We start from the raw sequence: 24093 nt of genomic DNA on the forward strand, positions 1-24093 counted from the left end.
ACTTTTTTTATCAACCTACGGTGCTGGAGTTTCCTGAAATTTGAGTTATCTGGACAAAATTAATTCCCCGATCGATCTTAAAGCGTTGCCGCGCACAGCCCTCCCCGACTTGGCGCAAGAGATTCGAAACGTTATCGTGGAGGTGGTTTCCAAATCAGGGGGACATCTGGCTTCAAGCTTGGGGGCTGTCGAGCTGGCCATTGCGATTCACTATGTTTTCGATACACCGACGGATAAGGTTATCTGGGATGTCGGCCATCAAGCTTATGCACACAAATTGTTGACCGGAAGACGGGATCAATTCCAAACCCTTCGTCAATATAAGGGGCTTGCCGGCTTTACCCGCATGAGCGAAAGTCCTTATGACGCCTTTACAACCGGCCATAGCAGCACGTCTATATCCGCAGGACTGGGAATGGCTTGCGCCAAACGCATGAAAGAGGAAGATGCCAAGGTTGTCGCCGTTATCGGTGATGGATCAATGACTGCGGGAATCGCCTATGAAGGCCTTAATCAAGCCGGCGGCATTCATAAGGATTTGATTGTTATACTCAATGACAATGATATGTCCATTGCCAAAAACGTCGGGGCGCTATCGTCCTTTTTAAGCCGGGCCTTTTCCAAAAAAAGACTTCAAGGCTTCAAGAAGGAAATAGGAGAATTTTTGAAATCATTGCCGAAAATTGGTGATGATGTCTATAATTTCGCTAAACGCTCCGAAGACTCATTCAAGACATTTATAACACCCGGTATGCTCTTTGAGGCATTCAATTTTGACTACTTTGGCCCGATAAACGGTCACCGTCTGAATCATTTAATCGATATATTGCAAAATGTGAAATACCTGAACGAGCCGGTTCTGCTGCATGTCACGACCAAAAAAGGCAAAGGGTATTTACCCGCCGAGAAAAATCCCGTCTACTTTCACGGAGTGGGATGCTTTGAAGTGAAAACGGGTGCCAGCCTTAAAGAGTATTGCGGCATACCGTCTTATACGCAGATTTTCGGGGACACCATGGTCAAGCTTGCCCAAAACGATTCCCGGATTGTGGCAGTGACGGCTGCCATGCCGGAAGGCACCGGTCTTGTTAAATTCGCGGAAACCTTTCCGGATCGTTTTTTCGATGTCGGAATTGCCGAACAGCACGGCGTGACCTTTGCGGCAGGCCTGGCGGCTGAAGGCCTTAAGCCCGTGGTAGCGATTTATTCCACTTTTCTACAGCGGGCTTATGACCAGATTCTTCATGATGTGTGCATCGAATCCTTACCCGTGGTATTTGCATTGGATCGGGGCGGGATTGTCGGAGAAGACGGTTCGACGCATAACGGCCTGTTTGACTTGTCTTTTCTAAGAAGCCTTCCCAACATGGTGCTTATGGCGCCAAAGGACGAAAACGAGTTGGCCCGAATGATTAGAACCGCCCTGGAACATTCCGGCCCCATCGCATTTCGATACCCGCGCGGAAGCGCTACCGGTGTTCCTGTCGATTCGAACATCACCCCTATTCCCATAGGCGAAGCAGAGCAACTCACCGATGGAAATGATATTTTAGTTCTTGCCGTTGGTTATTCCGTCCAGGAAGCGCTTACCGCAGCAGAGAGATTATCCAAAGACGGCATTGGTGCTACCGTCGTCAATTGCCGTTTTATAAAACCACTCGATTCAAACTTAATCTGCCGCTTGGCAATGAAAATACCCCGGATTATCACCGTGGAGGAAAATGTACGCCAAGGCGGTTTCGGAAGTGCCGTCCTGGAATGTTTAAGTGACCGGGGAGTTACCGGCTTTCAGATGAAGCGTATCGGCATCGCAGATCATTTCGTTGAACATGGTCCTCAGAAAATGCTTCGTTCGTTGCATGGAATCGATGCCGATGCAATTGTCCATGCGGCCGGCGAACTATTACAAAAAGACTCATCGCCATTCCTTTTATGACAGAAAAAAGAATAAGACTTGATCGATACCTGGTTGAAAAAGGACTGGTTTCAAGTCGTGAACGCGCGCACGACAGAATCCTCGCCGGCGATGTGCTTATCAACCGGTTTCCCGTTGATAAACCCGCAACGCTGGTAACCATCAATTCTCATGTTGAACTAAAGGGTTCGGATATTCCCTATGTCAGTCGCGGTGGGCTGAAATTGGAAGCCGCCTTGAAAGCTTTTCCGGTGAGTGTTCAAGATACCGATTGCCTGGACATCGGCGCATCCACCGGCGGATTTACGGACTGTTTGCTGCAGCATGGCGCTCGCCGCGTTTATGCAGTGGATGTCGGATACGGCCAACTGGCATGGAAATTACGGCAAGACCCGCGTGTCGTGGTGCTTGAGCGACAAAATATTCGCCATTTACCCGCAAACAAAATTGAAGCGCATGTGGATGTAGTTACTATCGATGTTTCTTTTATCTCTTTAAAGATAGTGGTTCCGGCGGCACTGAAATTTATGAAGGAAGATGCATTCATTCTGGCGCTGATCAAACCCCAGTTTGAAGTGGGACGGGGCCATGTCGGCAAAGGCGGTGTGGTTCGAAACAAGGCGCAACATGATGCCGTGATTCATGATTTAAGTCTCTTTTTTCAAAAAATCGGCTTATGCGCCAACCATCCGATTCCATCCCCGATTCTGGGCCCCAAGGGAAACCGGGAGTTTATCATTCGGTTAACGCGTTAAGCCAATCAGGATTCCGTGATTCATGCGCACCGGCCCTTTTTTCCCTTGATTTTTCCGGATGATGTGGATAAAAATCACAATTTTAACACTTATTCATATCCATAGCGGGGAGCCAACATATTTTTTGCAGAGAGGAGATTAAGTGACTGAAATGGTTGATAAAATCAGAAGCATCGCACTCGTCGCGCATGGCGGCGCCGGGAAAACTTCCCTTGCCGAGGTCTTGTTATACAATAACGGACTGACCAACAGGCTGGGCAAGGTGGAAGAAGGCAACACCGTGATGGATTTCGAGCCGGAGGAAATCAAACGACGATCGAGTATCAGTACCGGAATTCATCAATTCCCCTGGAAGAAACATACAATCAATATTCTGGACACGCCCGGCGATCAGAACTTTTTCACGGATACCAAAAGCTGCATGCAGGCTGTTGATGGGATTGTAATGGTCATTGATGCAGTCGATGGCGTGAAAGTTCAAACGGAAATGGGATGGGACTTTGCGGAAGAATTCGGTCTCCCCGTAGTTATTTTTATCAACAAGCTAGACCGGGAACGGTCTGATTTTTCCAGGGCGTTTGAGGATGCGGCGCAATGCTTCACGCCAAAACCCATTGTCACACAACTACCCATCGGCTCGGAAGCTGACTTTAAAGGTCTTGTCGATTTGGTGAATATGAAGGCATACATTTATGACGAAAAAGGAAAGGCCTCTGCAATCCCTATCCCCGCTGACATGACGGATAGCGTAGAAGCTGCGCGGGAAGCCTTGATTGAAAACGTCGCCGAAGCCGATGACGCGCTGCTTGAAAGATATCTTGAAGGAGAATCCTTAACGGATGAGGAAATAAAATCGGCCTTGAAAACCGGCACCCTCTCCAGAACTTTCGTGCCGGTGATCTGCGGTTCCGCCACACAAAATATCGGGATTGATTTATTGTCTGATTTTATAGTCAATTGTATGCCCTCTCCGATCGATCGCGGCGGTTTTAAGGCGATGGACGAAGCCGGGAAAAATGAGATTGAATGTACACCGGACCCCGCGGCCCCCTTTTCCGCTTTTGTTTTTAAAACCATTACAGATCCTTATGCGGGACGGTTATCGGTCTTTCGCGTCGTATCCGGTTCCATCGGCGGAGACGGCACGTTTTATAATACCAATAAAGGAATTAAAGAACGATACAGCCAACTGCTTCGTCTGGCCGGAAAGGAACAAAAACCTGCTGAAGCAGCCGGTCCCGGATCGATTGCGGCAGTGGCCAAACTTAAGGATACCAGCACCGGAGACACCCTTTGCGCGGAGAATAGAAAAGTTCGGTTTCAATGCGCGGAAGCGCTTCCCACACTTATCTCATTTGCAGTCGAGGCAAAAAACAAGGGCGATGAGGATAAAGTGTTTTCTTCCCTGAATAAGTTGCTGGAAGAAGATATCGCCTTGAAATTGACTCGCAACTCGGAAACCAAGGAGATTCTGTTAGCCGGGCGCGGGGAAATTCATATCGAAACCGCGGTTGAAAAGGTGAAACGCAAATTTAATGTTGAAGTGAATTTAAATCCGCCAAAGGTTCCCTATCGTGAAACCATTAAAAAGAAAGTGCGGGTTCAAGGTCGCCACAAAAAGCAGACAGGTGGTCACGGCCAATTCGGAGATTGCTGGATTCAAATGGAACCACTGCCCCGCGGGGCCGGGTTTGAATTTGTGGATGGAATTGTCGGGGGTGTTATTCCCAAGACCTACATTCCGGCAGTTGAAAAAGGCATCATTGATGCCTCTGCAAAAGGCATTTTGGCGGGGTATCCCATGGTTGATTTCAAGGTCATTCTAGATGACGGCTCCTTTCATGCGGTGGATTCGTCCGAAATGGCATTCAAAATCGCAGGGTCACTCGCATACAAAAAAGCCCTTCAGGAGGCCAATCCAGTACTCTTGGAGCCGATTATGACCGTTTCCATTACCACGCCCGACGAGTTTATGGGTGATATTATGGGAGATTTAAACGGACGCCGGGGGCGTGTGCTGGGCATGGACACCAAGGGGAAAAACCAGGTAATCAATGCTCATGTTCCCATGTCTGAATTTTTAACCTATGCAATGGATCTGCGATCTATTACCGGCGGCAGAGGGGTTTTTTCAATGGAGTTCTCTCATTATGATGAGGTTCCGGCTCAACTGGCCCAGAAAGTCATCGAGGCAGCCAATAAAGAAAAAGAGTAAGTTGTGATGTAACTGCTCAGTAGCCAGGAGACAGAATCCTGAATTCTGTATTCCTGAGTAGTTATGTTGTGATTTAAAATACGAAAGGCCGGTATGGTGCACATACCGGCCTTTCCGCTAGGGAAGAACCCCGCAATGCTTTGCCGCACTTGCATCCAGCATGTTTGAAAGCCCGCCATGCTCAGCAGGCGTAAATCCAAAAGACTTTTGCCACACCTCATCGTCTTCCATACATAAATACACCACCGCATTCGGCGCGAGTTCCCGAAACCAGCTCACCATTTTCCGATACAGCGCGATACGTAGCGGCTTGAAATATCGCATTTTACCGTCTATGCCGGAAATGAACTCGCCATATACGATTTTTGATTCCTTAAAACGCCTCTGAATTATCGGTTTTAAATCGGGCATAAAGCGAAAGGTACCGAGACTCACCCAAACGATATTGTCCGCAGAGACGTGTTTTACAATCTGTTCGACCACATATCGATACTCTTGCTCGCACCCTTCGTAAATCATCATGGGGTCAAAGTGAAAAGCCAAGGGATAGCCCCAGGCTTCGCAGGTTGATGCCGCCTTCAATCGTGCAGTCAACGAAGCGGTGCCACGTTCTTGTTTTTCGATGACACTCAGGGCGTTTAGGGACCAGGCCATAATGGTTTTACGCTGGTGATCGATTCCCTCAAGCCCGCCGATATTGACGGTTTTGGATTTGAGCTCAAGCACCGCCCGTGATTGATGGGAAAACCTTGATACGAGAGATCTGGAAAGATTCGTTACCGGCTCCCAAATCATGCTGTCCGTAAACTCACCGGTGCCGATTCGGTGAATTCCCTTTGACGAGAAAAGATCGTCAAGTTCTTTGAACAGATTCGAGTGATTGACAAAAAATTGAAGGACGGGCGGGTGAAAATATGACTGCAAAATACAGTAAGCACAATCCATGGTGCAATAAGTGCCAATATGAAGAATCTTATATCCGCAACAAGTATAATGCGCGGTGCCCGGGCAAGACCTGACAAATGCGCCTTTGTTGCGCGTCAGAAATAATATCTGTTTCCCCCGAGCAACAGGATCTTCTTGCCCTTTTGTTACGGCATCATAAACCGTAGCGGAAGCGTTAACCGTTTCATGAGGAATATGAGAAAAACGGGATACGATGTCAAGGGCAACACGATCCCGAGCCACACACTGATCAATATATAGTTTTAAGGGCCGCAATAAAAATAATCCGGATCCAAGTTGTCTTATAACAGCTGATCGTTTTCAGTTATAATGCGGCCACCAGTTGGCAAACCAGATCACACGCGGTTTTAAGATCCACCTTGCTTGTGTTAATAACCATGTCATATAGTCCGGGCTCATCGTAGTCTTCTTTTCCAAATTTCTTATATAAACCACTTCGCCGTTTATCTTCTGTAAGAATCGATTGCAACGCTTGTTTGTGTGAGAGGTTATATTTATTTTCAATAAATTCGATTCGGTCGTCTTTTTCGGCGACCAATAACACACTAATGACGCCTTTGCGTTCTTTTAAAATATACTGGCTTCCGCGACCGATAATAACGGCATTTCCCTCATCCGCTATTTTTGTAATAATTTTATCAAGAAGATCGACATATATTACTTCGTCAATGTACCCATGTTCATCCGATAGGATTCGATCTACAAGTGATTTGGACACCAATCCGGATAAAATTTTCTGAAATGTGCCGCCTGCCTCTTTTTCCATTGCTTTTACCCAATCAGTCGAGACCTTGGCCTTTTCCGCAACCATCGTCAAAATTTCACTATCAAAAAGAGTGTATCCGTTTTTTTGGGCGATCATTTTTCCCAATGTCAATCCACCCGCCCCAAATTGGCGTGAAATGGTCACAACCCCCATATATCTCCTCCTCGTAGTTGAAAACACACCGGCTCAACATTATTATCGGCGTTAGAATAACGCCATGCTTTTCCTTTATCATGATAATTTGCATAGATCAAAAAAAAATCATGCTGAATAGCAGCATCTGATCATTGGGGGGCGATAAGATAAGAAGATGCAAACGGGTCTTGTCGCTTCCGGTTACAATCCGGGAATTGTTTTTGAAGTCACTGGCTCCATCCGACTAATACCACGTGAAAAAATCTCAAAGGCGCTGTCTAATGTTTGCAGGGCACGGCTTTGCTCGTGGTCGCCACGTTGACTTTCATCAAACAGAACCGCGCCCGAAAAAAGTGCCCAAAGTACGGAGGCAACGCTATTGGCCGGTCGGTCGATAAATACGCCGGAAACAATGCCTTTTGCCAAAATATCGGCCATGATACTGACAATTCTGCATGTGTATGCATCGATCTCCGCAACAAGCTCATCGGTTAAGTTTCTAAGCATATCGCTTGCCTGAAGACGAAACGTATTGATTAGTATCCAAGAATCGAAGGCGCAGGCATCGTATAACACATCTTTTAACGCTATAAGTCGCAGATCAGGGGAAAGCTCGGTCTCAGAACATAGTTTTTCCAGGCGCGCAATGAGATATTTTAGGATTTTAATGGACAGTGCGGCAAAAAGTTCGTCCTTGTTTTTAAAATATAAGTAGAGTGTTCCAGGGCTTAACTCTGCTTCTGTTGCTATTTCCTCGATTGTCGCTCGGCTAAATCCTTTGGCCGCAAAAAGCTTCTTGGCAGCAACCATAATTTGTTGGCGCCGGTGTTCCTTTTCGCGCTTTTTTCTTTCATGTATGCCCATATAAATAATGAACTGTATTTATTTCTTAAAATACTATGTAAAATATGTATTTAAATTTGTCAAGCGAATGGCCCCAAAACAATTTGTTTTATCCAAATATTCAGGTTGTTAGTAGGTTGCCGAGGGAATAATGTCTATTTTGTCGAGTCGATAAGATTACAAAAATCGGGATGGGATAGAAGGCGATCTATGGTTTTTATATGTTTTTTTAGATCGTGTGGATTTGAAAAAGACAGATTGAGTGTGTAGTGGGTGCCTTCAAAATCCGGTGGCGGGATTAATTTTGCGGTATGGCCGAGCTGTAGGGACTTGAGCAGGATCTCATAGGCAGTTTTTGCCTGCGTGATGGCTGGAAAACGTTTTCGTTTCAGATAGGTTCGAATCATATCGGTTTTTCTGGCGCGATCAAGATTCGAATCATTCAATGCGGATTGGATGGCCTCGTCCTTTAAGACCGAAAGAATAGAACGATCCTCCCTAAGTGAGATTTCCTGCATCAATGTAATTATTTCTCTTTGCTTGCTCAGGCTGATTTTCAACCTGTTAAACAGAGTCGCGAACATTTTGGCAGTGTTCGGGTCAAACGCAGCCAGCATCAGCGCGACGGACAAAGAAATATCGTTTGATAGGATGCCTTCTTGAATCTCCAGAGACAATTGACAAACCGGCACCATCTTTTCAATGAGACGGTCGTTCACAGGTAGTCCGAGCGCATTCGATATTCGAATCAACTCCTTGCTATCGCTGATCGATGAGATCAACAAGTTGATGGCTCTGGAAGCCTCAACAGGATTAAGCGGTCTTTGACCGGCATTGTCGGCGATAGCAAGTTGGATGCATGCTAAGTGAGAGATGTTCGAATCCAAAACCTTGGCCGGCAAATCTGTCCAGCGCAATTGCGCGGCTGCAAGCACACGGCGAAAACCGCACACAATGATATATGCGCCATCTCGCGGCAGCAATATGGGAGGATTAATCATTCCGACACAACTTATGGATAACGATATATCGTTCTTTTGTCTGTCGGTTGTAATTCGATAAGTCTCCTCATCCAAATTGATTCGGGACAAGGAGACGATTTGAATATCATCAAACGACATCATTTCTGCCCGTCAGCGCTTTTAGCGCCTCCACGTATTTGGCGCGCGTATTTTCAATTACTTCTTTGGGCAATGGCGGTCCCGGCGGGGTTTTATCCCAGTCAAGAGACAAGAGATAATCCCTGAGATATTGTTTGTCATAACTTTTTTGACCGCTACCTGGCTGATAGAAGGCACTGGGCCAGAAACGCGAGGAATCCGGCGTAAGCACTTCATCAATGAGAATCAATTCGTCGTTCAACATGCCGAATTCAAATTTTGTATCCGCAATGATTATTCCTTTGGCAGCCGCTATTTCAGCGCCTTTTTGATAAATCGCAAGGCTTAACGCGCGCACTTTTTCAGCAACGGATTTCCCGACAATGCGAGCGGCTTCTTTGAAATCGATATTGATATCGTGTTCGCCGAGTTCCGCTTTGGTAGACGGGGTGAATAAGGGGGTTGGCAACTGTTCCGACTCCTTTAAACCGGAGGGCAGCTTAATACCGCAGACACTTCCCGTTTGTTTATAGGCGCTCCACCCTGAACCCGAAAGATACCCTCTGACGACGCATTCGATGGCAAGCGGTTCCGCCTTTTTGACCAGCATGCTCCGCGACGCAAGGGCATCCGCATAAGGCTTGCAACACCTCGGATATTTAGTAACATCGCTTGTTATTACATGGTTTTTTACAAGGGGCTGCATGATATCGAACCAAAACAGGGAAATTTGAGTTAAAATTTTTCCTTTGTCCGGAATAGGATCAGGCATGATGACATCAAAGGCTGAGATTCGATCCGAGGCTACCATCAGAAGGCTATCTCCCATGTCATATATATCCCTGACTTTTCCTTTTTTAATGAGCGGTAAATCGGGAAAATCGGTCTCTATTACTGCTTGGCTCACCATAACTTATCCATCCTTTTTTTTTGAGGAAGAAATGCGCTAAAAGGTATAACACCCCTCAGTTCAACGCGTCGTGACTTATAAAACGAAATAGTTGAGTGATCAAGGCAAATCAGAGTTGTGCCACTTAACGCAATTATCGCCAAACGGCACTGTTAATTCGAAGGAAAACAATAAATCTTTTATGGCTCGATAAAATGATGGGTGTGCGTTTCAAGAAACCGCTTCAGCGCTTCGAGCTCGGTATCCGATACGTCGATAAATTCGATACCTGTTCCAAACATTCCTTTTTCAAGTGGACGGCTGTGCGCCACTTTCCCTCTTATATCTATAAGCTCATCGGCAAGCCCGATGGAAAGAACAACGATATGATTCGACGCAATATTGAAAGATGTCTCTAAAAATGCGCCTTTTGCAGACAGATTCAGCGTGCGGCCCATCCCTTGATGAATAATCTGATCCGCTTCATTTAACAGGATATATGACAAATTCAGAGAGTCGAGACGACCGGATATTCTTTTGTTAGGCATGGACATAACGCTTCAAGCGCCTCCTTTTTTTTGTTTCAACGCTTTCCCGTGCCACTCTTTGCTTTTAAAAAAGCATCCATCACCAATTGTGTCGTGATGGTCGTACAAGCGATTGTGTGCTCAAGAAGGTTTTTCAACGTGTTTGATTGTTTTGCATATTCAACCTGAAGTGCCTCTTCATCTATCTCGGTGACTTCAAGATCGGAAGAAGCATACACTGCGGCGGAAAAAGGCTCATGACCGGTCTGAACAAATGAAAGATAGCCGAATATATCCCCTTTTACAAGCTTGGCAAGCTGAATATGGCCATAATCCGTGTGGCGAACAATTGCGAGTTGTCCTTTTTTAATGAAAAACAGCTTGTCCTTTCTTTCTCCATCCAATGAAAAGGGCTCAAGCCCTTTCGGTACTTCAAGACCATCCAATTTCTTTTCACGAATTTCCAACAAACGGCTGGTCACTTCTTTGAGTCGTTTGTCAAGGCTGATTAAAATTCGACGAAATGTGGGGGAAAGGCTAGCAAATTCACCGGCAAGACGAGGCGCATCGAGAACCCCGAGCTGAACATTGCCCTTGGCGATAGCGGCTGCACTACGGACGTGATCTCCCGGCAAAAAAGAAGCGAAGCTGCCGACGAAAGCACCTTCGGATAGCCTTAAAATCACCTCGGGTCCCCTTTTGGTTTCTTTTACGATGTCCACCATTCCTTCGAGCACTACCCAAATCCAACTGCCGTGCTTGCCCTCTGCAGCAACAATTTGACCATCCAGAAAGGATTCTTCATCCACCACATAGATATAATCAACGAGTGGGCCTTTGACCTCCAGCATTTTGTCATGTGATACGGATAAAGGAGATAAATGTGTGTCCACAGAGCGTACCCCTAAAATTTTAGTTTTCCCGTCGTCAACCATTCTAAGGCCATCTAAAATAATTTCCATCCGGTTTTTCGAAATGACCTTATGTCTTCTTGCGGATTCTTCGCTAAAAAAAAACTCGCCCGATTGCCATCCAAAAAGATCGTATACAGCCGGTAACCCCCTGGCTTTTCCGGCATGCGCATCGACCGGATTTCCATTTAAAAAATAGATAACACCCAGCGCAGAGGCGGCTGAATGCCGAATCTCCAGGATTCCGGTCGATCCGTTATTCCCGATCAATTGGATTAACTCCGCGAGATTCAAGAATTCAAGCTTTCCGGAAAATACGATATTTTTCATATACCGTCTCGTCTGTACAACGCGTCTACTTCGCCCATTTAAGCTCTTTTTGAAGATGTTGAAGGGTAAGTTTCAACCCTTCCAGAAGCGTTTTGCCGACGCCGTCACCCGAAACCGCACTCGCCGGAAAAGTTGGAACCTTGAGCTGATGATTCAGTTCTCGCTCCATCTGTTCAATAGGCATCAATGGAATACCCTGCTTTTCGAGGTCGCGCTTATTGTATTGCATTACAAGCGGTATTTTAAAAATACTTAATCCATAATCCTTTAGATTTTCGTGAAGATCTTTCAGCGATTTCATATTGCTTTCGCGTCGGACGATGAGTGAGTCGGCGACAAAAATAATGCCGTCTACGCCTTTGAGCACAAGTTTCCGCGTCGATTTATATTTCACCTGGCCGGGCACCGTATAAAGTTGCACCCGAACCTCACAATCACGAATTTTTCCCAACCCCATGGGAAGAAAATCAAAAAACAGTGTTCTATCACCTTCGGTGTTAATTGAAACCATTTCTCCTGAGATCTGTTTTTTATACGATTTAAAAATTTGCTCAAGATTGGTGGTTTTGCCGCAACGGCCGGGTCCATAATATACAATTTTACACTCGATTTCTCTTTTTTTCATGTTGAAAATTGCCATAAAGCCTACTCCGTCTCAATTGCGATGCGATAGAACCAAACCCTCTGTAAACCCCACATAAAAACTGATATCAAACTACTTGCGGATGGGTGCTATTTGATCATCATCTTCATCCTGATATTTTGTTGAGTCGTCTATGATTGCGCAATCTTTATATCCAGATGATAAGCTCCCCTCTTGGGACCGGAGTCAATCCGGGCCTTGGCGGACACGATGCCGTCCCCACGAAAGATTGCGACCGTCGAATTGAATTGTATATTCGTCAAACGGAATCCCACGCTTAAGTTATCAAGAAGAGACTTCTCCTTGCTTTCAATAATCACGCTGACGATGTTGCCGGCCTGCAAACGAACATCCAGCTCGATGGGTTTTCCTTGCAGCGGCCCGCTGTCCAATGTAATTATGACAGAGCCGATATCCAATTCATTGGGGGCTTCCCCATATACGATGGGCTGAGTTCTTTGGGTATCAAGAAGGGCGGGGTCAATTATCGAAGCGCCTGTTTCGTTTTTCGCAATAAGCTTATCCAGAAACAAACGAACCTGTTCGAGATCCTTGGGCGAAAAAAACGAATTGGAAAGCCATTCGCGATACATTTCTTCGGCTTTCTGCGGTTTTGAAAGAAGCTGGTAGCACCGAAGTATATTTTTAGCCGCAGCCACTCGAACTGAATCTCTTTCAAGCAAATTGCCGAGTTCAAAAATGGCCCGCTCGATCTGACCGAATTTTGCCAGCGTTATGGCGCCATCAAGTGCCGCGTTGTCCGGATCTTCTTTGTTGGAAAATGTAAAGAGATTTTTAATCAGCGATTGAACCTGAGGGGTCATTTCATGCGTCAATGGAGCAGCTTCGACCTTCTCAAATGTTTCTTCAAGCTCATCGATCCTCTGCACCATGGCGGAGAGAAGGTTTTCCCTGTTTTTAATTTGGGGATGGGCCTCGATAATTTTGACGGCTGCATCGTAGGCCTTCCTAGCTTCGACGTAAAGGCCCTGCGACTTGTATAGTTCCGCCGATTTCAATTCTTTTTCAAGTCCCGTTTTAATATCCATTCGCTCATCTCCAATGCGACTGGCCTGCACGCCTATTTACCGGATAAAGATCGATGTGTTAAAACGGTGTCAGTTTTTCCGTTTTTAACTCGGATGTCAAGAAGATACCTTACTTATAACACTGATTTCAAACATAATAAAGCCAAGATTCTCTCTGGCTCATCGGCGCCATTTTTAGTTATTTTTTAATAATTTTGTGGCGTTACGACAAATATCGTCCAAAATGATCGACGATGATACCGGGAATGCGCGTTGTTGTGTGAAAAAAGACGCTATTCTGGAATATAGCGGTCCGATTTTCTTGGTTATGTCAATCCGACAAGGTGTTACGCAACGTTTTGATTGCCGCACGATTCATGCCCGGCACAGATAACAACGCTGTATTGGAAGCAGTGCGAATTTCTGCAATACTGCCGAATTTTTTTAACAGAGCCTCTTTTCGCTTTTTCCCGATACCCGGAACCGTATCCAAAATCGATTCGATAGCCGTACTCCCCCGTTGCCGCCGGTGAAAGGATACGGCAAATCGATGCGATTCATCACGGATTCGTTGCAGAAACAAAAGCAGATCCTCTTCCCTGCCGAAATTGACCGGGTTGGCACGGCCCGGCAGAAAAATCTTATCTTTAACTTCCCCTCGTTTTTCATCTTTTTTTGCAATGCCCAGGATATCGAAATCATTTTCAAGCCCTAGTGACGTCAGTACACTGCAGGCGATTTGCAGTTGCCCCTTGCCGCCGTCTACCATCAGGAGATTCGGATAGGGCATCAAATCGTTTTTTTTATCGAATCGTCGGGTTAACACCTCAGCCATACCGGCATAATCGTCAGGCGCTGCAACCGTGCGAAGCTTATAGCTCCGGTAGTCAGATTTTTTGGCCCTTCCGTTTTCAAAGACGACCATTCCCGAAACCGGATTCGATGCATAGGTGTTCGAATTATCGAAGCATTCGATTCGAGCTGGATACCTTTTCAATTTCAATCGTTGTTGAAGTCGATAGAGCAACTCCTTTTCGAATGTGGCGGCCATTCGAAGATCGTTTAGCCGGTTATCCGCATTTTCTTTCGCCATGCGCACGAGTTTCCATTTTTCGCCTCGCTGAGGGCACAGGATGCTGATTTTTTTTCCTTTTTGGTCCTTTAACCAGTTTTCAAGCAAGGGGGCCTCTTCAATGGCAATGGAAAGAAGTATTTCCTCCGGTGCTTGCTGGGCTTGCTCGTAATATTGCCGGATAAAGGCAGCCGCCATCTCCTCATCGGTGGCGATCGTTTCCTGAAATTCGAAGTGACGATAGCCCACCATATACCCGCTGCGTATGGTCAATAAGGTCATGACGGATAAATCCGGCGTGCGCGAAAGGGCAAGCACATCCCTGTCCTTTTGATCACGTGTGACTACCACGAGTTTTTCCGTGATGTGTTGAATGGAATACATCTTGTCCCTCAGCACGGCGGCTTTCTCGAAATCTTGAACACCGGCGGCCGTTGTCATTGCCGCTCTTATTTTTCGAATAAGATCCGGTGTGCGACCACCAAGGAACAAAACCACCTCATGCACCATATCGTCATAGGCAGCTGCATCAACAGGCAAACAACAGGGCCCTAAACACCGTCCCATTTGATAATTCAAGCAAGGCCGGGATCGATTGCTAAATTTGGATTTCCCGCATTTTCGAAGTTGAAAGGTTTTATTGATGAGATTAAGCGTCTGATGAACGGCCTTTGCTGAGGAATAAGGGCCAAAATACAGTGCGCCATCCTTTGCCGTTTTACGGACAATCGTCAGATTCGGGTATGGGTTCGTGGTGTCGAGTCGTATCATCGGATAGCGCTTATCATCCTTCAAAATAACATTATAGCGCGGGCGGTATTGTTTAATCAGGTTTGATTCAAGAATCAGCGCCTCTTGTTCCGTGGCAGTGACAATGGTGTCAAAACTCGCAATTTTTGAGATGAGAACGACTGTTTTGATATCTGTTTGGCTTTGATTGACGAAATAGGAGGAAAGTCTGGCTTTCAGGTTACGGGCCTTGCCGACATAGAGAATGGTCTGCTCGGTATCTTTCATCAGATAGACACCGGGACCCTTGGATACATGCAACAGTTTTTCTCTAAAACTTTCGGACACCCTGCGATTCCCTTATCAAAGTTCAAACACCATCAATTTTTTCAACTCGTGTATCCGGTCCCTAAGAACAGCCGCTTGTTCAAAATTTAAATCCCTGGCGGCCGCATGCATTTCTTTCTCCAGTCCCAGAATCGTTTCTTCAATACTTTCTTTTGAGTCGTATGGACTAATAGACTCGGAAACACCTGTTTTTTCAATCGGCTCCGCTTTGTAAAAAATATCAAGGGCGGTGCCCAGGGGTTTGGTAATAGTCGCCGGCGTAATGCCGTGCCGGAGGTTGTATACCATTTGCGTCTTTCGTCTGCGTTCGGTTTCTTCCATTGCCTGTTTCATAGCGTTTGTCATTCGATCCGCATACATGATCACTCGCCCCTCGACATTTCGAGCCGCTCGGCCGAAAGTCTGAACCAGTGAGCGCGCGGATCGGAGGAATCCCTCCTTATCCGCATCGAGTATGGCCACCAGCGACACCTCGGGAATATCCAATCCCTCTCGCAGCAAATTGATGCCCACCAGAACATCAAAAACGCCGATTCGCAGATCTCGAATAATCTCCATTCGCTCCAGTGTCGTTACATCGGCATGCAGGTAGCGCACACGAACGCCCAGGTCTGCATAGTATTCCGTTAAATCCTCGGCCATGCGCTTGGTCAGGGTGGTCACGAGCGCCCGTGCTCTGTTACGGGTACATCGCAAAATTTCTTCATACAGATCATCCACCTGATGGGTGGCTTGCCGGACGTCTATCAGCGGGTCCAAAAGCCCTGTGGGCCGAACAATCAGCTCCACGGGCGGATGGGCTGATCTGCTTAACTCATATGTCGCCGGCGTGGCCGAAACATAAATGGTCTGGGAAACCCGCGCTTGAAATTCCTCAAACATCAATGGCCGGTTGTCCAGAGCGGACGGTAATCTGAAGCCGTATTCCGCCAATGTTGATTTGCGAGAGCGATCCCCTTTGTACATAGCGCCCAACTGCGGCACGGTAATATGGCTTTCATCAAGAAATACAATAAAGTCGTCGGGAAAATACTCTAGCAAGGTGGGCGGGGGCTCGCCTTGCTTTCGGCCGGTAAGATGGCGGGAATAATTTTCAATGCCATTACAATACCCGAGCTCCAGCATCATTTCGAGATCAAAATTCGTTCGTTCCTCGATTCGTTGCGCTTCCACGAATTTTTTTTGTGAAACGAAATAGGCCACCCGATCCTTCAGCTCGGCTTTGATGGTGTCTATGGCACGGCGCAAGGTGGCCTTGTCCGTAACAAAATGGCTTGCCGGGAAAATGGTTGCTTTTGCCATCCGGTTTACAACAATTCCCCTAAGCGGATCGATCTCGGCAAGGCAATCGATCTGATCCCCAAAAAACTCGATCCGTAACGCCTTGTCTTCTTCATATGCCGGAAAGATCTCCACGCGATCTCCCCGTACCCTGAAAGTTCCCCGGTGAAAATCAACATCATTTCGTTCATATTGCATATCCACCAGGCCGCGAAGGAGTTTTTCACGGCTTAATTCCCCATCGGTTTTAAGGTTGATGCGCATGCCCAGGTAGTCTTCCGGGGCACCCAAGCCGTAAATACACGACACGCTGGCCACCACGATCACGTCTTGACGCGACAGAACGGATCTGGTCGCGCTGTGCCGCAGCTTATCGATCATTTCGTTGATGGAAGAGTCTTTCTGAATGTAGGTATCACTGGCGGGAATATAGGCTTCCGGTTGATAATAGTCGTAGTAGCTGACAAAATATTCGACGGCGTTAAATGGAAACAACGACCGAAACTCGTTATACAACTGCGCAGCCAAGGTTTTATTCGGGGCGATCACCAGGGCCGGTTTTTCAACAGAGGCAATCACATGTGCCATGGTAAAGGTTTTCCCCGAGCCGGTCACGCCCAACAATACCCGGTGCGCTTCACCGGATAATATACTGCGGCTGAGTTCGGCGATAGCGGCGGGCTGATCGCCTTTGGGTGTAAAAGGCGAGGTAAGTTCGAATAACGGCATGAAGGTTCTCAGAGTTTCTTCTGGCCATCGCGTTTTGGGGTTAATCAACCTTCCAGGTCGTACCTTCGGGACCGTCCTTTATGGTCACCTTCAATTCGGCCAACCGGTCTCTGATTTGATCCGCCTTTGCCCAGTCCTTGGCTTTTCGCGCTGCTTGTCTCTCCTGAATCATCGTTTCAATTTTAACGGGGTCGATCTTTGTTTCGGTAAGAGCTCGTTCCCGTTTTTTGCTAAAATAATCGTTCCACGATTCAGTCAACAACCCGAGCACATTCCCCATTCGTTTTATTTCAAAAACGGCGGTTTCGACAAATTCAATATGATCCACCGCGTCAGTGCCCCTGTTTTCATCCAATAGACGGTTGATGGCGCGAACAGCCTCAAAAAGGATACCGATGCCCAGCGCGGAATTAAAATCATCATCCATGGCCTGTTTAAATCGCTGCCAATAAATGTCGGCATCGGAGGCCTGCTTTATCGCACCGGGCAACTCTTTTTCAACTCGCTCAAGCAGGGCGTATATTTTATCCAGCGCACTATCGGCTTCTTCCATGGCTTTTCCCGTGAAATCAACCGGGCTTCGGTAATGGTTGGACAGGAGAAACAAACGAACCGCCTCCGGGTGAAAGGATTTCAATACATCGCGAATCAATAAAAAATTTCCAAGGGATTTGGACATTTTTTCATGATCAATATTAACGAATCCATTATGGATCCAGTATCTGGCAAAGGGTTTGCCGTTGGCGGCTTCGGATTGGGCAATTTCATTTTCATGATGGGGAAAAATCAAATCCTTTCCTCCGCCGTGAATATCAAAGGTTTGCCCCAGATAGGAGGAACTCATGGCCGAGCATTCGATATGCCAGCCGGGCCGGCCCTTTCCCCATGGGCTTTCCCAAAATGGCTCCCCGGGTTTGGCAGCTTTCCAGAGTGCAAAATCAAACGGATTGTGTTTTCGGGTGTCGACATCCACCCGAGCACCGGCTTCCATATCCTCTAACTTCCGGCCCGAAAGTTTTCCATAGCCGTCAAAGGACTTCACTGAAAAAAATACATCGCCATCAATCCTGTAGGCAAAGTTTTTTTCTATTAAGGCTTCGATAATATGGATAATATGTGCGATATGATCTGTGGCTTTCGGTTCGATGGTCGCTCGTCGCACATAGAGCGCATCCATATCGTTATAAAATTCAGCAATGTACTTTTCCGCGATAATTTTGTAATCCGTATTGAGTTTCTGTGCCCGCTGAATAATTTTATCGTCCACGTCGGTGAAATTCCGGACATAAGTCACATCATATCCACAAGCTTCGAAATATCGAATGATAACGTCAAAGACAACCGCGGATCGCGCATGGCCGATATGGCAACTATCATAGACTGTCGGTCCGCAGACATACATGGAGACCTTTCCGGCCTGAAGCGGTTCGAAATGTTCTTTTTTTCTGGTAAGCGTATTATAAATACGGATCGACATTCTTTTTTCCTTATCGAGTAACCCTCAGCATCCTGTTCGGCCATACGATGCGCTTGGATTAAATTGATTTTAAATGTTTACAAAATATAAGCTGAGTTGTGGCTGAATCAAGTCTCGTTATCAGGTTCCCGCCGACGAATCAGTACGGTGCACATGGCGGCGATCCCATCACCTTTTCCGATATAACCAAGCCCTTCCGTCGTGGTCGCCTTGATATTGACCTGATCTTCGTTCACCCCCAACGCTGTCGCAATTCTTTGACGCATAAGGAGGCGATGGGGAGACATTTTGGGTGCTTGCGCCAATATAACGGCATCGAGGTTTTCGATCAAATAGGCGTGATCAGATAGGATATCTCTAGTTTGTTCCAGCAAGCGAATACTATTGATATTCTGATATTCAAGGGCGGTATCCGGAAAATGCACACCGATATCATCTAAGCCGGCCGCACCCAACAATGCGTCACAAATTGCATGAATCAACACATCTGCATCCGAATGGCCCAACAACCCTTTTTCATAAGGAATGGCTACACCGCCGATGACCAGTTTTCGTCCCGGAACCAACCGATGGACATCATATCCCGTTCCGACCCGCATAGATTTATTTCCGATCGATGAATTGATCAATAAGCATCCGCGCCGGAGTGCGCGAGAAACAGACTGTTAACATAAATAGGGGGATACGTAAAGCCGACCAGATAGTCGATCGACCGGCGCCAATCACGGCAAGGTTATAGGGTGATGGCGGCATATTCATTTTTTTATTCTCACTTAAATCTCATTCGAGGCGATATTTCTATTTTTACAATGCGGTCAATCGTGAAGGATGAGACCGGATGGTAATTGCTCTCCAAAAATCGCACTTTCTTCTATCGCCGCCAAGGGAGTTGTTTCAGTGACGAACGGCAGGCAGGAAGATAGCTCCGGAAATCTTTTCATCCAATCGACGATACGCGTCAACTGGTCATCGGCCAGGTCGCGCATTCGGTCGCCCGTTTTTCTGGCCAATTGAGAAACTGCCATGCCAACCGGTCGGACGTGAAGCCACGACTGATCCATTAATGCTTGACACCAATGAAAGGCTTGGTCCGGTGGAATAACCCGGTCCACGGAACCATAGAGGAGTTCTCTTGCGCCGAAGCGCGAGAGCGCCCAAAACATCTGCGGATTGCTCCTCTTAGGCGTAATTTCAGAAAGCAGCATCTCACCCCATCGCGTTTTGTCGGTCGGCTGCAAATGTTCCAGGTTGGCCAGCAGCAGCCAGATTTCGAGCACCTCCTGGGCCGGCATCTTGGTTCGCGCCCCTTTTTTGGGCATCAGTACGGATGTCAGTTCCTGACTCAACTGCCGTTGTTGGCCTGCGGTAAGCCCGGCGCAAATTCGGCGCCACATAATCCACCACTCGGAGCGCACCTGTGCGTTTTTTGAATGAATCGGCCCCTGTTTGTGGAATTTCCATAGTTTTTTAAGCCGTTGGGGGTCAAATGCGTCCCCGAACCCAGGCCGCATGCAAAATCCCACGAGGTTCATCCAGCGGCTTTCCTGCTCCGCAACGATATAGCGGGCCGATTCCAATTCAAGCAGATCATCGCTCAGCATACGGATAAAGGACAAGGGCCAGTGTTCTTTTGCATGCCCCACCGTCTGCGAGATCTCCTTGACAACCGACTCAAGTTCATTTCGATTGACTTGTGATGAGAACACCCGTTCGATTTTATGGCGAATCCCATCCACAATCGAGGCCTCTATCACGCGTGTATCGGCCACCGTAGGGGATACATTCACTCGGTCCCGAAGTTGAAATTGAAGCTGCCAGCGGTGATTGGTCGCTCGACTGCGGCACCAGAGCGACAGTGTTCCTATTTCGGTATAGGTCGCTTCGAGTTGAACCGGAATTTCGGTTTGCTGGCTCTTTTTTCCGAATTCAATCACGGTTTGCAATGGCGGCATGGGGGTCAACGAATCATCCACAGTTACCAGATCACCGCAAGCATCACCGGACCGAAAGCTGGAGCTATAGACATCAAAGCGAACCGGTTGATTGGCCAGCACCTTAAAATTACGGTCTCTTAGTTCAATTTCCGATCCTTCATCCAGGCCGCGTTCTACCAGACATATGGCTTCACCGGGTGTATTTTCCGGACTATCCGTTTGGGTGGCCACACCAAGATAATAGGCCCGGGCGCTGCCGGAGCCGACACGAATACCGATACCGGTTTTAACCAGTCCGTAATAAGCGGCGCCCAAGGCCACCGCCAGATCCGGAACCGGGTTATCCAGCACGTTGGGACGTCCCTTGTTCGATTCACCAAACCAGTGACGCAGCGCTTCTCTAATATTATCCTGAATGATATCTGGCTTTAAAGATCCACCATTGAATAAGATATGGTTGGGGGCGGGATCCTCGCGCTGCAGCGCCATCGTGATATCGTTTCGGTGTTGCTCAATGAACCAGCATAAATGCTTGGTCACGGCCGCTTCGGGTTCATAAAGAAGACCGAGTTCCGATATGCCTTTTCGTTCGGTTCGCTTTCTGATCGTGCCGGAGGGTACCAACGGGAAAAATCCCTCCGTCACGACCGACTCCACGTCCTTTCGGGTCAGCTCGGCGGACAAGGTACCGGAAATAAGCTTTCCGCCCTCGCCCATCAAGGTAATTTTAACCGCTGCGGCATGGCCATCCAAAAGGGTTTCTTTGGCCTGACGGCATTGATGGCAGAGAGATTTCCAACGATCCGCGCCAAGCGATGCGGACTTGCCGGAAAACCGCATTTCTACTGTGCGGGCCAACGCGAGATCAACATTGTCGCCGCCCAGAATCAAATGATCGCCCACCGCAATTCTTTCAAAACGAGGGCTGCCATCTGTCTCCCGCAAGCTGATCAATGTAAAATCGGAGGTGCCGCCCCCCACGTCGCAGACGAGAATCAATTCACCGGGCCGGACCAAGTCTTGCCAATGGTGTTCATGCCGAATGAGCCAGGAATAAAAAACAGCCAGGGGTTCTTCGAGCAAGGTGATATTTTTTAAACCGGCCATGGCGGCGGCTTCAACCGTCAGATCCCGGGCCACCTCGTCAAAAGACGCCGGCACGGTAATAATGATCATCTGGTTTTCGAAAAACAGATCGTCGTTGTCTCCCTTGCCGTGGTTCCAGGCATTGCGAATATGAGAAAGGTAGGCGGCCGTCGCCTGCACTGGCGACACCTTATTGATATTTCCGGAAACGCCCCAGGGAAGAATTTTCGCCTGCCGGTCCACGTTGCTGTGGCAAAGCCAGCTTTTGGCGGAAGAAATTAATCTGGCAGGCACTTTGATCCCATGGTCCCTGGCAAAAGCGCCCACCACATGCGCGGGAGAATCCGACCAGGGAAGCGCAACGGCTTCTTTTGAAATGTCGTACTCCCCCGGAATGTATAAAAAGGAAGGCAGCACGGAAAGCTTGGTTATCTCGCCGGGACCAGTTAATTGGGACACGCGAAACAGCTTGATTGCTTGTTGTTTGGCTTTTTGAGAAATATGGGGGGGGATTTCCTGTAAATCCACATAGGATACCGCTGAGTTGGTTGTGCCCAGGTCAATACCGATGATGTACCGCTGATCAATCGCCACCGCTGTCCCTTTCTCGAACGTTGAATTCGAGCTTCCATTTGCGATCGTTTGTCGTGGAAGCGCACCAGACTTCCAATGTACCGATTTCCGTTACCGCGATTTCCAGGGTAACGGGAACCAGAGAGCCCAGTTCGCCATCCAGGGTGGTTTCCAAGGTCGTAATCGGTTCGATCTGCCCTTCCCAATCATCGATAATGGTACCGGGCGCATCGTCAAATCGCTCTGCGGAACCCAAAAAATCAAACATAACCGGCTCGCCTACAACCAGCACGAATTCCCGGGAAGACACAACCGCCATGCTCCCCTCCTCCATGCCGAATGGCGCAATGCATAAGGCGCGAATGGGCGTGGGCATGCCTGGAACTGCCGGCATGGCCGCGGCAATACCCAAATAATAAGATTTTCCAAGACCGCTGCGAATTCGGATGCCGTGGCCGCGTCGCGCAAGACCATAATAAGCCGCCCCCTTAGCGACCGCCAGATCATAATCGGTCGCGGCTATTTCCCTGACCGGAGCGGCTTTTTCGGAATCTTGCCATTGATTGAGAATATGCAACACACGTTTTCGCAGTTCATCGGCCTTCATCACGCCGCCGTTAAACAACACGGCCGTCGGATGGGCCGGTGCCTTCAAATGCGCATCCAGCCTGCTTAGAAAACGCGCCAAGTGCCGGGAAATAGAGGGATCAGCCTCATAGGCCAAGCCAATCTCCTTTAATCCGATCCGTTGCGGCGCCTTCGGTGTCTCGCTCCTGTCACAGGCGGGGAAAAAACCGTCCAGAATGATCGATTCGGCATCCTGCCGTGTGAGATCCGTTCGAAGGGTGCCCCCGATCAAGCTTCTTCCGGAACCGAGAATGGAAATCGGGTGCTGTGCCAGACCATCGGCGGCCAATATTTTTTCCTTGGCGTTTCGGCAACTATGCCATAATCCTTGCATTTGGCGGGCGTCCAGACGTTTTCCCTGATCTGAAAGCCGTTTTGAAAGCGAATAGGCAAGGGTCAGATCCATATTGTCGCCTCCCACCAGCAAATGCTCGCCCACGGCGATTCGCTCCAAGGCCAACTCCCCTTCACTTTCGGACACACGAATCATGCTGAAATCGCTGGTGCCGCCACCAATGTCAAACACCAGAATCATATCCCCAACGGAAACCTGTTCCCGCCAGGACTCACCAGACGCGGCGATCCAGGCATAAAAAGCAGCCTGTGGCTCTTCCAAAAGGGTCACATGCGAAAGTCCGGCCAACCGGGCCGCTTGAACGGTCAGTTCCCGGGCGACGGCGTCAAAGGAAGCCGGTACCGTCAACAAAATGTCCTGGTTTTCCAGCAGGAGCCGTTCATCGACCCCGTTGTCCTTTTGTGCCATCAAGTGGTTCCAGGCCTGTCGAATATGATGTAAAATTTTGGCGGACGCTTCCACGGGTGAGAGCTTCGGGCAATCCTCCGGGCCTTTCCAGGGAAGAATGGCTTTATTGCGATCCACGTGCGTATGGCAAAGCCATGATTTTGCAGAGGATATGAGCCGTTGAGAAATTTCAACGCCTCTTGTCTTGGCAAATTCTCCCACGGTAAACGCGGCCTCATCGGGCCAGGGAAGCGATAACGCGTCTTGCGGCACATCATGCGGACCCGGGGCCAGAATAAACGACGGAAGCATCTGCCGTTCTTCCACCACGCCGGGCCCGACGGTCTGAGGAATATTCAACACATGAACAACCGGGGTTTGACCGGGTTGTAACCTTGCTTTCGTATACGAGACCACGCTGTTTGTGGTACCGAGATCGATCCCGATGATATATTCAGATTCCATCATTTAG

Annotated in this window: 18 protein-coding genes; 3 read left to right on the forward strand and 15 right to left on the reverse strand. The window is 48.0% G+C overall.

What is annotated here, in order from left to right; all coding sequences use genetic code 11:
* Positions 1-40: 40 nt before the first annotated feature.
* The 3 genes from dxs to fusA all read left to right on the forward strand — a co-directional run bounded on the left by dxs (position 41) and on the right by fusA (position 4885).
* Entirely contained in the window at positions 41-1936 is a 1896-nt protein-coding gene (gene dxs / locus RBT11_04270; GenBank protein MDX9785962.1) for a 1-deoxy-D-xylulose-5-phosphate synthase, read from the forward strand.
* The gene (locus tag RBT11_04275) at positions 1933-2670 is read left to right on the forward strand and encodes a TlyA family RNA methyltransferase (protein ID MDX9785963.1); all 738 of its coding nucleotides are present in this window, start codon (positions 1933-1935) and stop codon (positions 2668-2670) included. The genes dxs and RBT11_04275 overlap by 4 nt, the downstream gene beginning before the upstream one ends.
* 151 nt (positions 2671-2821) lie before the next feature.
* The gene (fusA, locus tag RBT11_04280) at positions 2822-4885 is read left to right on the forward strand and encodes an elongation factor G (GenBank protein MDX9785964.1); all 2064 of its coding nucleotides are present in this window, start codon (positions 2822-2824) and stop codon (positions 4883-4885) included.
* A 117-nt stretch (positions 4886-5002) separates the two neighbouring features.
* Here fusA and RBT11_04285 read toward each other — a convergent pair whose 3' ends face one another.
* From RBT11_04285 to RBT11_04355, 15 genes are all read right to left on the reverse strand, one after another.
* Entirely contained in the window at positions 5003-6106 is a 1104-nt protein-coding gene (locus tag RBT11_04285; protein MDX9785965.1) for a DNA photolyase, read from the reverse strand.
* Between the two features lie 49 nt (positions 6107-6155).
* Positions 6156-6770: a cytidylate kinase-like family protein gene (locus RBT11_04290; GenBank protein MDX9785966.1), complete on the reverse strand. Its 615-nt coding sequence runs from the start codon at positions 6768-6770 to the stop codon at positions 6156-6158.
* A gap of 183 nt (positions 6771-6953) precedes the next feature.
* Complete coding sequence (locus RBT11_04295; GenBank protein ID MDX9785967.1) at positions 6954-7616, reverse strand: TetR/AcrR family transcriptional regulator; 663 nt, start codon at positions 7614-7616, stop codon at positions 6954-6956.
* A gap of 134 nt (positions 7617-7750) precedes the next feature.
* Entirely contained in the window at positions 7751-8719 is a 969-nt protein-coding gene (locus RBT11_04300) for a ParB/RepB/Spo0J family partition protein (protein ID MDX9785968.1), read from the reverse strand.
* On the reverse strand, positions 8706-9605 hold the full coding sequence (locus RBT11_04305; GenBank protein ID MDX9785969.1) for a phosphoribosylaminoimidazolesuccinocarboxamide synthase: 900 nt from the start codon (positions 9603-9605) through the stop codon (positions 8706-8708). Before RBT11_04305 ends, RBT11_04300 begins: the two co-directional genes overlap by 14 nt.
* 179 nt (positions 9606-9784) lie before the next feature.
* On the reverse strand, positions 9785-10138 hold the full coding sequence (locus RBT11_04310) for a PilZ domain-containing protein (GenBank protein ID MDX9785970.1): 354 nt from the start codon (positions 10136-10138) through the stop codon (positions 9785-9787).
* 29 nt (positions 10139-10167) lie between these two features.
* Positions 10168-11352 (reverse strand): cyclic nucleotide-binding domain-containing protein, encoded by a 1185-nt coding sequence (locus RBT11_04315; protein ID MDX9785971.1) that lies wholly within the window; start codon positions 11350-11352, stop codon positions 10168-10170.
* Positions 11353-11377: 25 nt separating this feature from the next.
* Positions 11378-11992 carry a GTPase domain-containing protein gene (locus RBT11_04320; protein ID MDX9785972.1) on the reverse strand — a complete coding sequence of 205 codons (615 nt, stop codon included), beginning with the start codon at positions 11990-11992 and terminating at the stop codon, positions 11378-11380.
* 134 nt (positions 11993-12126) lie between these two features.
* Positions 12127-13044 carry a hypothetical protein gene (locus tag RBT11_04325; GenBank protein ID MDX9785973.1) on the reverse strand — a complete coding sequence of 306 codons (918 nt, stop codon included), beginning with the start codon at positions 13042-13044 and terminating at the stop codon, positions 12127-12129.
* Between the two features lie 310 nt (positions 13045-13354).
* Positions 13355-15172, reverse strand: coding sequence for an excinuclease ABC subunit UvrC (gene uvrC / locus RBT11_04330; GenBank protein MDX9785974.1), 1818 nt, complete (start codon positions 15170-15172; stop codon positions 13355-13357).
* Between the two features lie 15 nt (positions 15173-15187).
* Positions 15188-17182, reverse strand: coding sequence for an excinuclease ABC subunit UvrB (uvrB, locus tag RBT11_04335; GenBank protein MDX9785975.1), 1995 nt, complete (start codon positions 17180-17182; stop codon positions 15188-15190).
* Between the two features lie 40 nt (positions 17183-17222).
* Positions 17223-18659: a cysteine--tRNA ligase gene (cysS, locus tag RBT11_04340; protein ID MDX9785976.1), complete on the reverse strand. Its 1437-nt coding sequence runs from the start codon at positions 18657-18659 to the stop codon at positions 17223-17225.
* A gap of 107 nt (positions 18660-18766) precedes the next feature.
* Positions 18767-19258, reverse strand: a complete 492-nt coding sequence (ispF, locus tag RBT11_04345; protein ID MDX9785977.1) for a 2-C-methyl-D-erythritol 2,4-cyclodiphosphate synthase — start codon at positions 19256-19258, stop codon at positions 18767-18769.
* A 216-nt stretch (positions 19259-19474) separates the two neighbouring features.
* Positions 19475-22273 (reverse strand): Hsp70 family protein, encoded by a 2799-nt coding sequence (locus RBT11_04350; GenBank protein MDX9785978.1) that lies wholly within the window; start codon positions 22271-22273, stop codon positions 19475-19477.
* Positions 22263-24089, reverse strand: a complete 1827-nt coding sequence (locus tag RBT11_04355; GenBank protein MDX9785979.1) for an Hsp70 family protein — start codon at positions 24087-24089, stop codon at positions 22263-22265. The genes RBT11_04350 and RBT11_04355 overlap by 11 nt, the downstream gene beginning before the upstream one ends.
* Between the last annotated feature and the right edge of the window lie 4 nt (positions 24090-24093).

The organism is Desulfobacterales bacterium (assembly GCA_034003325.1).
Classification (GTDB): domain Bacteria; phylum Desulfobacterota; class Desulfobacteria; order Desulfobacterales; family JAFDDL01; genus JAVEYW01.

Coding starts and splice junctions, on each gene's coding strand:
- RBT11_04275 (MDX9785963.1), top strand. CDS start 1,933: ATGACAGAAAAAAGAATAAGACTTGATCGATACCTGGTTGAAAAAGGA.
- fusA (MDX9785964.1), top strand. CDS start 2,822: ATGGTTGATAAAATCAGAAGCATCGCACTCGTCGCGCATGGCGGCGCC.
- RBT11_04290 (MDX9785966.1), bottom strand. CDS start 6,770: ATGGGGGTTGTGACCATTTCACGCCAATTTGGGGCGGGTGGATTGACA.
- RBT11_04295 (MDX9785967.1), bottom strand. CDS start 7,616: ATGGGCATACATGAAAGAAAAAAGCGCGAAAAGGAACACCGGCGCCAA.
- RBT11_04300 (MDX9785968.1), bottom strand. CDS start 8,719: ATGATGTCGTTTGATGATATTCAAATCGTCTCCTTGTCCCGAATCAAT.
- RBT11_04305 (MDX9785969.1), bottom strand. CDS start 9,605: ATGGTGAGCCAAGCAGTAATAGAGACCGATTTTCCCGATTTACCGCTC.
- RBT11_04310 (MDX9785970.1), bottom strand. CDS start 10,138: ATGTCCATGCCTAACAAAAGAATATCCGGTCGTCTCGACTCTCTGAAT.
- RBT11_04315 (MDX9785971.1), bottom strand. CDS start 11,352: ATGAAAAATATCGTATTTTCCGGAAAGCTTGAATTCTTGAATCTCGCG.
- RBT11_04320 (MDX9785972.1), bottom strand. CDS start 11,992: ATGGCAATTTTCAACATGAAAAAAAGAGAAATCGAGTGTAAAATTGTA.
- RBT11_04325 (MDX9785973.1), bottom strand. CDS start 13,044: ATGGATATTAAAACGGGACTTGAAAAAGAATTGAAATCGGCGGAACTA.
- uvrB (MDX9785975.1), bottom strand. CDS start 17,182: ATGCCGTTATTCGAACTTACCTCGCCTTTTACACCCAAAGGCGATCAG.
- cysS (MDX9785976.1), bottom strand. CDS start 18,659: ATGTCGATCCGTATTTATAATACGCTTACCAGAAAAAAAGAACATTTC.
- ispF (MDX9785977.1), bottom strand. CDS start 19,258: ATGCGGGTCGGAACGGGATATGATGTCCATCGGTTGGTTCCGGGACGA.
- RBT11_04355 (MDX9785979.1), bottom strand. CDS start 24,089: ATGATGGAATCTGAATATATCATCGGGATCGATCTCGGTACCACAAAC.